General features: G+C 40.2%; 11 protein-coding genes. All 11 read left to right on the forward strand.

Going from position 1 to position 12,605, the window contains the following annotated elements; genetic code table 11:
• Nucleotides 1-9 precede the first annotated feature (9 nt).
• The 11 genes from dnaA (at nt 10) to rplI (ending at nt 12,497) form a co-directional block, all read left to right on the forward strand.
• Nucleotides 10-1,353: a chromosomal replication initiator protein DnaA gene (dnaA, locus tag JG30_RS00005; protein ID WP_046317068.1), complete on the forward strand. Its 1,344-nt coding sequence runs from the start codon at nt 10-12 to the stop codon at nt 1,351-1,353.
• Between the two features lie 177 nt (nt 1,354-1,530).
• On the forward strand, nt 1,531-2,670 hold the full coding sequence (gene dnaN, locus JG30_RS00010; protein ID WP_046315081.1) for a DNA polymerase III subunit beta: 1,140 nt from the start codon (nt 1,531-1,533) through the stop codon (nt 2,668-2,670).
• A gap of 169 nt (nt 2,671-2,839) precedes the next feature.
• Entirely contained in the window at nt 2,840-3,055 is a 216-nt protein-coding gene (yaaA, locus tag JG30_RS00015) for a S4 domain-containing protein YaaA (RefSeq protein WP_046315083.1), read from the forward strand.
• Nucleotides 3,055-4,161 (forward strand): DNA replication/repair protein RecF, encoded by a 1,107-nt coding sequence (gene recF, locus JG30_RS00020; RefSeq protein WP_046315085.1) that lies wholly within the window; start codon nt 3,055-3,057, stop codon nt 4,159-4,161. The genes yaaA and recF overlap by 1 nt, the downstream gene beginning before the upstream one ends.
• Nucleotides 4,158-6,116, forward strand: a complete 1,959-nt coding sequence (gene gyrB, locus JG30_RS00025) for a DNA topoisomerase (ATP-hydrolyzing) subunit B (RefSeq protein WP_046315086.1) — start codon at nt 4,158-4,160, stop codon at nt 6,114-6,116. The genes recF and gyrB overlap by 4 nt, the downstream gene beginning before the upstream one ends.
• Before the next feature lie 100 nt (nt 6,117-6,216).
• The gene (gene gyrA / locus JG30_RS00030) at nt 6,217-8,616 is read left to right on the forward strand and encodes a DNA gyrase subunit A (protein ID WP_417281809.1); all 2,400 of its coding nucleotides are present in this window, start codon (nt 6,217-6,219) and stop codon (nt 8,614-8,616) included.
• A gap of 188 nt (nt 8,617-8,804) precedes the next feature.
• Nucleotides 8,805-9,101 (forward strand): 30S ribosomal protein S6, encoded by a 297-nt coding sequence (gene rpsF, locus JG30_RS00035; protein WP_046315088.1) that lies wholly within the window; start codon nt 8,805-8,807, stop codon nt 9,099-9,101.
• A 38-nt stretch (nt 9,102-9,139) separates the two neighbouring features.
• Nucleotides 9,140-9,622 carry a single-stranded DNA-binding protein gene (ssb, locus tag JG30_RS00040; protein WP_046315090.1) on the forward strand — a complete coding sequence of 161 codons (483 nt, stop codon included), beginning with the start codon at nt 9,140-9,142 and terminating at the stop codon, nt 9,620-9,622.
• 39 nt (nt 9,623-9,661) lie between these two features.
• Nucleotides 9,662-9,898, forward strand: coding sequence for a 30S ribosomal protein S18 (gene rpsR, locus JG30_RS00045; RefSeq protein WP_046315091.1), 237 nt, complete (start codon nt 9,662-9,664; stop codon nt 9,896-9,898).
• Nucleotides 9,899-9,996: 98 nt separating this feature from the next.
• A complete protein-coding gene (locus JG30_RS00050; RefSeq protein WP_046315093.1) occupies nt 9,997-12,015 on the forward strand; it encodes a DHH family phosphoesterase in 2,019 nt (672 codons plus the stop codon).
• A 29-nt stretch (nt 12,016-12,044) separates the two neighbouring features.
• Nucleotides 12,045-12,497: a 50S ribosomal protein L9 gene (gene rplI, locus JG30_RS00055; RefSeq protein WP_046315094.1), complete on the forward strand. Its 453-nt coding sequence runs from the start codon at nt 12,045-12,047 to the stop codon at nt 12,495-12,497.
• Nucleotides 12,498-12,605: the final 108 nt, after the last annotated feature.

The raw sequence follows: 12,605 nt of genomic DNA on the forward strand, positions 1-12,605 counted from the left end.
GTGTCGGAGATTACCAATGGTGAGTTAGATTCCTTTTGGGAATTTTTACAAGCAAAATTTAAAGATGAGTTTGCGCCTGTCAGTTATCAAACTTGGATTGAAAGTGCCCATCCCATCAAATATGAGAACCAGAAATTTTTTATTGCCGTTCCATCTTCACTACATAAAGAATACTGGGAACGCAATATCAGCACTAAAGTAGTAGAAGCAGCCTACGAATACGGCAACCAAGAAATTGTGCCTGTGATTTTACTAGAAGCAGATTTACAAAAAGAAAGGAACACCCCCGCTGCGACGGAGCCGACTGCCACGCAAAAATCTCCTCTGGCGGCAGCTCATTTAAATAGTAAATATACTTTTGATTCTTTTGTTACGGGTTCAGGTAATCAAATGGCTCATGCCGCGGCGTTAGTTGTCTCCGAAGAGCCGGGAGAGACTTATAATCCGCTCTTTATATACGGTGGCGTCGGTTTAGGCAAGACCCATTTAATGCAAGCCATTGGTCACCGGATGCTTGATCGTAATCCGAATGCCAATGTGAAATATATTTCGAGTGAATCATTTGCGAATGATTTTATTAATTCTATCCAAAATCGAACGCAAGAAGAATTTCGCAACGAGTACCGCACGGTTGACTTATTATTAGTTGACGATATTCAATTTTTCGCCGATAAAGAAGGTACCCAAGAAGAGTTTTTCCATACTTTTAACACTCTTTACAATACTAAAAAACAAATTGTCTTGACTTGTGACCGGCTGCCAAACGAAATTCCGAAATTACAAGAACGTTTAGTGTCACGTTTTAAATGGGGGTTATCCGTGGATATCACCGCACCTGATTTAGAAACTCGAACCGCAATCTTACGCAAAAAAGCCATTGCGGAAAAATTGGAAATTCCAGATGATGCCTTGTCTTACATTGCTAGCCAAATTGATAGTAATGTGCGGGAACTGGAAGGAGCTTTAGTCCGAGTTCAAGCCTTTTCTACCATGAAAAATGCTGATATCACGATTGGCTTAGCAGCAGAAGCTCTGAAAGATTTAAAAGAATCTAAGCATCAAGCTGGTTTAACTATCCCGCAAATTCAAAATCAGGTAGCCAAATATTTCAAGATTTCGTTAGATGATCTCAAAGGGCATAAACGTAATAAAAACATTGTGATGCCGCGGCAAATTGCGATGTACTTATCGCGCGAATTAACGGATAGTTCTTTACCGAAGATTGGCCAAGAATTTGGTGGTAAGGATCATACAACTGTCTTACATTCCTGCGATAAAATTGCTAAATTATTGGAATCAGATTTAAATATTCAACATGATTTAACTAATTTAAAAGCTGCCCTCAAAGATTAGTTTTCCACAGTGGATAAGTTTCAACAAACTAACGACTTTTCCACTGCAGTTATCAACAAGTTTTGCACTGTTAATTTCGGTTAATTTTACTTAAGATCATGAGTAATCCACAAGATCCACAAGACCTACTACTATTACTACTAAGAATTTATTAATTAATAAAGAGGAGACCACGCAATGAAATTCACAATTAATCGCAATCAATTCATTCGGCAAATTTCCAATGTCCAACGTGCAATTTCTACCAAAAGTACCATCCCGATTTTGACAGGAATGAAATTAGTCTTAACTACCGAAGGCTTAACCGTTACTGGGAGTAATGTCGATTTATCGATTCAAACTTTTATTGCGCAAAGTGATTCGGATAATGAATTAACCATTGATTCTCCCGGAGCCATTGTTTTACCGGCACGTTTTTTCATAGAAATTATTAAGAAACTACCGGAAACGCAATTTACCTTTGAAATCTTAAATAATAATCAAGTCTTAATTACTTCCGGCATTTCCAAATTTACAATTAATGGTTTAGATGCTAGTGATTATCCACATCTACCGGAAGTCGAAACCAGCGATCAATTAAAGATTACGGCGGAAATTTTAAAGCAACTAGTTAGTGAAACGGTCTTTGCCGCTTCCACACAGGAAACGCGCCCCATTCTAACTGGATTACATTTAAAAATTAAAGCTGATCAATTATTAGCTGTGGCTACAGATAGTCATCGATTAGCGCAAAGAATTGTCGAAATCACTAATCAAAATCAAAATGAATTTGATTTAGTAGTTCCGGCTAAAAGTTTGATGGAATTAGTGCGTTGTTTTACTGAAAATGAAACCGAAGTGACGATTTCGATTTCCGAAAATCAGATTCTTTTTGAATTTGGGCAAACCCTCTTTTATTCACGTCTCTTAGAAGGTAATTATCCAGGCACTGATCGCCTCATTCCACAAGAATCTACGACTCAATTGGAATTCGAAGCGAAAAACTTGTTAGAGTCTGTGGAAAGAGCTTCTTTACTGTCACATGCGAGCCGTAATAATGTGGTGCGGCTGGAAATTGATACTGCCAACAACAAGGTCACATTAACTGGCAATTCTCCAGAAGTAGGCACGGTGGCGGAAACCATGCAGCCACAAGCGATTAAGGGCGATAATTTAGACATCTCTTTTAATCCGGATTATTTAAAGGATGCGCTCAACGCCTTTGGAGAGACACCAATTAGTCTGGAATTTACTTCCGCTTTGCATCCTTTTACGCTCAAACCTACCACGGACGCTGAAAGTTTTATTCAATTAATAACTCCGATTCGTACTTTTTAAAGTCCCGTCAGGGACTTTTTTTTTCGGTCTCAATGATATTTTTAGATACCAGTATGTTTTATCATTTATAGGTTAAAAACGCTTAAAACGCTTGTAATTGCTTCTCAATCCAAAAAACGGTATAATTAATTAGTATAAAAGTGTGTTTAAAGGATGTGAAATGAGACTGATGGAGCAAACTATTAAATTGCGTCGGGAATATATAACTTTAACGCAAGCGCTCAAAGAAGCGGGATGCATCGGAACCGGCGGCCAAGCAAAATGGTTTTTACAAGAACATCCAGTTAAAGTTAATGGTCAACTGGAACAACGACGGGGCAAAAAATTACACGCTGGCGATCGAGTGACAGTAACTGCTGAGTTAAGTCTAAATATCAGCAGCTAATGGATTTACAACATTTACAACTGCAAAATTTTCGAAATTATCACCAGTTAGACTTACATTTTTCTAAACACACCAATGTCTTTATTGGCTCCAATGCTCAGGGAAAGACCAATTTACTGGAAGCCATCTATGTGTTGGCCTTAGTGCGCTCTCACCGCACAAGTAATAATCAAGAATTAATTCGTTGGGGCACGGATTTTGCCAAATTGCAAGCAACAGTTCAAAAAGCAGCTTCCCGTTTAAGCTTAGAGTTGGTTTTAAGTGCTGCTGGCAAAAAAGCCGCATTAAATCATATCGAAAAAAAACGACTCTCTGAATATGTCGGACAATTAAATGTGATTTTATTTGCACCGGAAGATCTCAATTTAATTAAAGGTGGTCCCGCTTTACGCCGCCGCTTTATTGATATGGAATTAGGCCAAATTGATCATGGCTATTTACAGAATAGTTCCCGCTACCGCCAAGTTTTGAAGCAACGAAATACTTATTTAAAAAAACTCAAGCGCAAACAGGCCCATGATCGAGTTTACTTAGAGGTCATTTCAGATCAATTAGCTGGTTATGGAGCAGAAGTAATTGCTGCCCGGAATAATTTCCTGGGAAATATCCAAAAGTATTTAAGCCCCATTCATCAAGAAATTACAGCGAAGCAAGAACAAATACGTTTAGAATATCAAAGTGGCGTTACGCAAAATAACGTTTCAGTCGAAGAAATATATCAACAACTTTTAAATCAGCTACAAGCTAATCAAGAACATGATCTTTGGGTCGGATCGACGAGTGTTGGTCCCCAACGGGATGATTTTCGCTTTTTAGTCAATGGCAATGATTTGCAAAAATATGGTTCGCAAGGCCAACAAAGAACGGCTGTTTTAAGTTTGAAATTAGCGGAAATCGATCTATTTGGTAATTTAGTGGGCGATCCACCAATTTTACTATTAGATGATGTATTGTCCGAATTAGATCAAATCCGACAGACGCAATTGTTAAAGACTTTAGAAAATCGGATTCAAACCTTTATTACTACTACAAGTCTGGAAAATGTTGATTTGCAGACTATTAAAAATCCACAAATTTTTAAAATTAGAGCTGGAGGAATTGCATGAGTAAAGCAGAAACTAATCAGACTCAGTCAGAAGAGACTTTAGCCCAACGGGCTAAAGAATATGATGCTAGTCAAATTCAAGTGTTATCTGGTTTAGAAGCCGTCCGCAAACGTCCCGGAATGTACATTGGTTCCACCAGTGCTCAAGGCTTGCATCACTTAGTTTGGGAAATTATTGATAATGGCATCGATGAGGCGCTGGCAGGTTTTGCCACTGAAATTAATGTCGTAGTCGAAAGTGATAATAGTATTACTATTACTGATGATGGACGGGGCATTCCTGTTGATATTCAACAAAAAACCGGCAAACCGGCTTTGGAAACTGTTTTTACAGTGTTGCATGCCGGCGGTAAATTTGGCGGCGGCGGTTATAAAGTTTCCGGTGGTCTCCATGGGGTCGGCGCTTCGGTGGTTAATGCTTTGAGCACCGAATTAGACGTGGAAGTTTGTCGTGATGGTCATCGGTATTATATGGATTTTGAACGGGGACACGTCAAAACTCCGATGAAAGAAGTCGGAACTACTTCGCCCCATGAGCATGGAACTAAAGTTCACTTTCTAGCCGATCCGGATATTTTTACGGAAACTACAGTTTACGATGACCATACATTATTAACGCGGATTCGCGAACTAGCTTTTTTAAATAAGGGCTTGAAACTGACTTTCACGGATCGACGGCAAGCTACGGCGGATCAAGAAGTTTTCCATTATGTCGGCGGCATTAAAAGCTATGTCGAATATTTAAATGAAAATAAAGATGTTATTTTTCCCGAACCAATCTACGTAGAAGGCAAACAGGATGGGATTACTGTGGAAGTAGCTTTGCAATACACAGACGATTACCATTCAAATCTCATGACCTTTGCTAATAATATTCATACCTATGAAGGTGGAACGCATGAAGCCGGCTTCAAGGCCGCTTTAACTCGGGTAATTAATGACTATGGCCGCAAAAATAATCTTTTAAAAGAGTCAGAAAAATTATCAGGCGATGATGTTCGCGAAGGCATGACGGCGGTAGTTAGTATCAAACACCCTAATCCCCAATTTGAAGGTCAAACTAAAACTAAATTAGGTAATTCAGATGCCCGCACTGTGACGGATCGCACTTTTTCAGATCATTTCAATAAATTTTTGTTGGAACATCCTACCCAAGCACGACAGATTGTGGAAAAAGGGATGTTGGCTTCACGGGCGCGGGTGGCTGCTCGCAGAGCCCGCGAGGTAACACGTAAAAAATCCGGTCTGGAAATTAGTAATTTACCGGGAAAGTTAGCTGATAATACCAGCAAGGATCCGGAGATCTCGGAATTATTTATTGTCGAAGGGGACTCGGCCGGCGGTTCGGCCAAAGAAGGACGTTCCCGGTTGACACAAGCTATTTTGCCGATCCGAGGTAAAATTCTCAATGTTGAAAAAGCATCGATGGATCGGATTTTAGCTAATGATGAAATTCGGACTTTATTTACCGCGATGGGTACTGGCTTTGGTTCAGATTTTGATGTGACGAAAGCCCGCTATCATAAATTAATTATTATGACCGATGCGGATGTTGATGGGGCGCATATTCGCACCTTATTGTTAACCCTCATCTATCGTTATATGCGGCCTATTTTAGAGGCAGGCTTTGTCTATATTGCCAAACCACCGCTGTATCAAGTGCGGCAGGGAAAATTAGCCAGATACATTGATTCCGACGAAGAATTAAAAGATTTTTTGGTCACCTTACAACCAAGTCCCAAGCCAGTAATTCAACGGTATAAAGGTTTAGGTGAAATGGATGCCGATCAGCTTTGGGAAACAACCATGAATCCCGAAAATCGACGATTAGATCAAGTTACTGGCGAAGATGCGGCAGATGCAGATCGGGTATTTTCTATGTTAATGGGGGATAAAGTAGCTCCCCGACGCAAATTTATTGAAACCAATGCCGAATATGCAGAATTAGATTTTTAAGCCAAAAAAGTGAGGTAATTCAATGAGTGAAACTCAAGATCATCGAATTCAAAAAGTTGATCTGACACAAACAATGCGCAGTTCGTTCCTAGATTATGCGATGAGTGTCATCGTAGCGCGCGCCCTGCCAGATGTGCGCGATGGTCTGAAGCCTGTTCATCGCCGCATTTTGTACGGCATGAATGAATTAGGCGTCACACCAGATAAACCTTATAAAAAGTCAGCACGTATTGTAGGTGATGTCATGGGAAAATATCATCCGCACGGTGACGCTGCTATTTATTCTTCCATGGTCCGGATGGCGCAAAAATTTAGTTACCGTTATGTCTTAGTTGATGGTCACGGAAATTTTGGTTCCGTAGATGGAGATCATGCCGCGGCTATGCGGTATACCGAAGCCCGCATGAGCAAAATTGCTACGGAAATGTTGCGCGACATCAATAAAAATACGATCGATTTTATGGATAATTATGATGGCACCGAGCGCGAACCCGTCGTGCTGCCGGCCCGTTTTCCTAATCTATTAGTTAATGGTGCCACGGGCATTGCGGTCGGGATGACGACCAATATTCCACCACATAATTTGCGCGAGGTTATTAGCGGGATTCATTTATTAATGAAAAATCCCGAGATTACAGTAGCAGAATTAATGCAGGCAATTCCTGGTCCGGATTTTCCTACCGGTGGCGTTGTGATGGGGAAGTCCGGCATCCGACAGGCTTATGAAACCGGCCGAGGCAATATTACTTTGCGGGGTAAAGTTGAGATTGAAACTTCCAAAAGTGGTCGCGAAAAAATTGTAATTACCGAGCTGCCCTATATGGTGAATAAAGCTAATCTGATCAAACGCATTGCACAATTAGCTCATGATCATCGCATTGAAGGTATTACTAGTTTGATTGATGAATCTGATCGAACGGGTATGCGTATTGCCATTGATATTCGGCGTGATCTCAATGCCGACGTGGTTTTGAATAATCTTTATAAATTAACGGATTTACAAACTTCCTTTGGGTTTCACATGGTGGCCATTGTTAAAGGCGCGCCCCAAGTTTTAACTTTAAAAGAAATTTTACAATATTATTTAAAACATCAAGAACAAGTTATTACGCGCCGCACCCAATTTGAATTAGACAAAGCTTTAGCGCGAGCCCACATTTTAGAAGGACTGCGTGTGGCCTTGGATCATATTGATGCAGTGATTCAAATTATTCGCACTTCGAAGACCGCAGAGATTGCCAAAAGTACGTTAATCACCCGTTATCAACTGTCGGATAAACAAGCTCAAGCGATCTTAGATATGCGTTTGGTACGATTGACGGGCTTGGAACGCGATAAAATTGAGGCTGAATATCAAGATTTAATGGCAAAAATTGCCGATTATCGCGATATTTTAGATCATCAAGAACGAATCGATCAAATTATTTATGAAGAATTATTAGAAATTCAAAAAAAATATGGGGACCAACGCCGCACGGAATTATTAGTAGGTGAAGTTCTCAGTTTAGAAGATGAAGATTTAATTGCACAGGAAAATGTGCTCATCGTCTTAACTCACAATGGCTATATTAAGCGGTTGCCAGCGAGTGATTTCAAAGTCCAAAATCGAGGTGGCCGTGGTATTCGGGGAATGGGGGTAAACGATGATGATTTTATTGAGCGTTTAATTTATACCTCCACCCACGACACGCTTTTGTTCTTTACCAATACCGGCAAAATTTATCGTTCCAAAGGTTATGAAATTCCAGAATATAGTCGTAATGCTAAAGGGATCCCGATTATTAATTTACTGGGGATTGACACCAAAGAACGCGTACAAGCAGTTGTACATTTGCCACAACAAGAAGATGAATCCCGCAGTGAGCAGCAATTTTTATTCTTTGTGACAAAGCAGGGTACCGTGAAACGTACGGCCATTAGTGAATTTCAGAATATTCGCAAAAATGGTTTACGCGCCATCACGCTTAAAGACCAAGATTCTTTGGATAATGTGATGTTGACCAATGGCCAGCAAAATATTCTTATCGGGACTCATTTAGGTTATGCGGTCACGTTTGCAGAAACCACTGTGCGGCAGATGGGTCGCACTGCTGCCGGGGTGCGTGGCATCCGATTACGCGAGCAGGATTTTGTCGTAGGTTCGGCGATTTTGAAACCGAATAGTGAAGTCTTAGTGATTTCAGAAAAAGGTTATGGCAAACGAACGCCAGCAGCCGAGTATCCGATTAAAGGTCGCGGCGGCAAGGGGATTAAAACATCTAATATTACCGCTAAAAATGGACCTTTGGCTGGGATTACGACGGTAGAAGGTCAAGAAGATATTATGATTATCACCGATAAAGGAGTTTTAATTCGGTTTGCAGTCAGTGATGTTTCGCAAACCGGACGGTCCACTTTAGGAGTTCGGCTGATGAAGACCAATGATGATGCGATTGTTTCTACCATGGCCAAAGTCGAACCGGAAAGCGATAGTGCTACCGACAATACTACAAAATATTAATAATTTTACAAACTTTGGCGTAATTTTAAATAGCGTTTGAAATTTAAAATGCAACCAAAGTTTTTTTAGTGGAATTTATTGGTAAATGATGATAAACTACTAAGCTGTGGGTATTAGACTATAGATTAGTTAAATACTCCTTGGAATTAATTGTTAATTCCCATCAGTCCAAAAGGAGGTGAGCAATCATGGCTCAAACACATTACGAAATCACTTACATCATTAAACCGGATATTTCCGAAGATGATAAAAAAGCTTTGATTGATCGATTTGATCAAATTTTGAAGGATAATAGTGCCCAAGTGCTGGATTCCAAAGACTGGCAAAAACGGCGTTTTGCCTATGAAATTAATGGTTACAATGAAGGCGTTTATCATGTAGTTAATGTGAATGCTGAGAACCAAAGTGCTATTAATGAATTTGATCGGTTGGCTAAAATCGAAGAGAACATTCTTCGTCATATGATTATCAAACGTGAAGATTAATTGTTTCATGTGAAACATTTAAAAGGGAGATAGGAAATATGATTAATCGCAGTGTCTTAGTTGGCCGGCTCACGCGTGACGTTGATTTACGCTATACTGCTGGCGGAACCGCGGTCGGCAACTTTACAATTGCCGTGGATCGTCAGTTTACCAACAGTAATGGTGAACGGGAAGCCGATTTTATTAACTGTGTAATCTGGCGGAAAAGTGCGGAGAATTTTGCTAATTTCACCCATAAGGGCTCGTTAGTTGGGATTGATGGCCGGATTCAAACTCGTAATTATGAAAATCAACAAGGACAGCGGGTATACGTTACTGAAGTTGTTGTCGACAATTTTGCCTTACTAGAACCCAAGTCCGCTAATGCAAATAATTCTACTAATCCTCAGGCTGCTAATCCTAATTCTTCTTCCACCGCGAATAATTCCAACCCTACCACGAATGATTCGAAACCAGAGGAAGATCCTTTTGCCGATAATACGGAACCGATTAATATCTCTGATGATGATCTACCATTTTAAAATGTAACAATAATAAGTAAGAGGAAGGAAGCGATCAGAATGGCTCAACAACGGCGAGGCGGCCGGCGGCGGCGGAAAGTTGATTTTATTGCTGCCAACCACATTGAATATATTGACTATAAAGATGTTGATTTGTTGAAGCGATTTATTTCGGAACGCGGCAAAATTTTACCGCGGCGAGTTACTGGAACTAGCGCTAAAAACCAACGTCGGTTAACAGTTGCTATTAAACGGGCTCGAATTATGGGATTATTACCGTTTGTAGCAGAAGATTAATCTATCTGAATTGACTAAGCCTGCCATTTGGCAGGCTTTTCTTTTTATTGCGGGGGGTAAATGTTAAAATAAAAATAAGTAGCTTTAAAGAGGATAGTATGGATAAAAAAAAGAATACATTTACCACTAATAGTCTATTATCAATTGATTTACCATTAAAAATCGGTTTAGGAGTCATTCTAGGGCTGGCTTTGCTGTTAATTTTGCTGCAATTGTTTTCTAATGCTTTATTCGCAGGCCTGAGTTTTGTAGTGTTGGCGGCTTTTACCGGGTTAGCTTATTATTCTTTTCGCAGTTTAATTCAACAAACCAATAAATATTTGTATGATTTATCTTTTCGTGCAGATCGCGGTCAACAAGAGGCCCTAATTAATATTCCCATCGGGATTTTGTTGTATCGCGATGATGAAGCCCGGACAATTGAATGGATTAATCCTAAGTTACAGAATTATTTTGGTAAAGAAGATTTAATTGGCATTAGTTTGACTAAAATTAATTCGCAATTAACCAAGTTGACCCAAGCGCCACCTAAGCAGACTGATCAACAAGTCATTACGATTAAAGGTGCCCATTTTCAAGCGTTTATCCAGACCAACTTACGGGTAATTTATTTGTTGGATATTACAACTTATCTGCAAATGCAACAGCAATATGAAGATGGCCGAATCGCAATTGGACAAATTTTTTTAGATAATTACGATGAATTGACCCAGACCATGGCGGATCGGGATCGTTCCAATTTAAATAATTATTTGACCAATAAATTAAACGATTGGGCGAATTTGCATCAGATGTTTATTAAACGTGTGAATGATGATCGTTTTTTGGCAGTTGCCTATGTGAAAAATTTACAACAGATTGAAGCAGAAGGTTTTAAAATTCTAGATACCGTGCGTCAAGATACTTCCCAGCAAAATTTTCCGTTAACTTTAAGTATCGGATTTGCCTATGGTCAAGCTAACTTGGCCCAAATTGCCAGCGAATCCCAAAAGAATTTAGATTTAGCTTTAGGCCGGGGCGGTGATCAAGTCGTGGTACGGAAAGGCGAAGCACCGGCACATTTTTATGGTGGTAATACCAACCCCATGGAAAAACGAACCCGAGTGCGGGCACGAATGATTAGTCAAGCTTTACGGGAATTATTTCATCACGTGGATCAACTTTATGTTATGGGTCATCAAAATGCCGATATGGATTCTTTAGGGGCTTGTTTAGGCATTCATCGCATTGCACAAATGAATGATAAACCCTGTTCGATCGTTATTGATCCGACACATGTGCATACTGATATTCAGCGGTTGTTAAACTTAATTGCCGCAGATGAGAATCTCAAGGACGATGTTTTGACACCGCAGCAGGCTTTAGAAAAAGCTGGGGAGCATGATATGTTAGTTTTGGTTGATGTTTCTAAGCCTTCCTTGTCGATGAGTCCCAAATTATGTAAACGCTTAGCGGACCGCATCGTAATTATTGATCATCACCGCCGGGGAGAAGAATTTCCGGCTAATCCCATCTTGGCCTATATCGAACCGTATGCGTCGTCGGCTAGTGAATTAGTAACCGAAATGTTAGAATATCAACCGCAAAGTAAACAGTCGCTTTCTAAATTAGAAGCCACGGCATTATTAGCCGGAATTAGCGTGGATACACATTCGTTTACTATGCGGGCAGGAACGCGAACATTTGATGCGGCTAGTTATTTACGTTCCATGGGTGCTGACGGCACAGAAATTCAAAATTTGCTCAAAGAAAATATTGATTCTTATTTGCAACGGAACCAGTTAATTGCCGCCGTAGAAATGTTGACACCGCATATTGCGATTTGTGCTGGTGCCGAACAACAGATCTATGATCCCGTGGTGGCAGCCCAGGCGGCAGATACTTTATTATCGTTGTCGCACATTGAAGCCTCGTTTGTCATAACAAAATCGCAAGAAGATCTAGTGCGCATTTCGGCGCGCAGTCTCGGTAATTTCAATGTCCAGTTAATTATGGAAGAAATGGGCGGCGGTGGTCATTTGTCTAATGCCGCTACCCAAATTTCCGGCGCGACTATTGCCCAGGTACACCAAAAATTAATTGCAATTATTCAAAAAAAAGTGGAAGATAAGAAATAACAGTTATTAAGATTCAAAGGAGGTTCCCAATGCGTGTAATTTTTACTCAAGATGTTCGTGGTAAAGGTCAACGTGGTGAAATTAAAGAAGTGGCGGATGGTTATGCACAGAATTATTTAATTAAAAACGGCAAAGCCAAAGCTGCTACACCGGCAGCCATGAGCAGTTTGAAAGCTCAGCAAAAAGCAGAACAACGGATGAAAGATGAAGAATTCGCTCAAGCACAAATGATTAAGAACTTTCTCGAAAAAGATGAAACAGTGGTGGAATTAGTCTCCAAGGCGGGAACCGATAGTCGTTTGTTTGGCTCTATTCCTAGTAAACAGATTGCTCAGGCGTTATCGCAGCAATACCAAATTGATGTAGACAAGCGCAAGATTGTCTTACCGGAGCCGTTGAAAACTTTAGGCTACTTTAATATTCCGGTGAAGTTATATCCCGGAGTGGAAGCTACCATTCGAGTTCACGTGCGTGAAAAATAAAACACTGGGCTTCCTCAAGTTGAAAGCTATCTAAATGATAGATTTCAACTTTTTTTGTAGAATTGAAATGGATTACTGCTTGCTGGAAAAATAGAACAGCGGTGGCCG

The organism is Bombilactobacillus mellifer (assembly GCF_000970795.1).
In the GTDB taxonomy this organism is placed as follows: domain Bacteria; phylum Bacillota; class Bacilli; order Lactobacillales; family Lactobacillaceae; genus Bombilactobacillus; species Bombilactobacillus mellifer.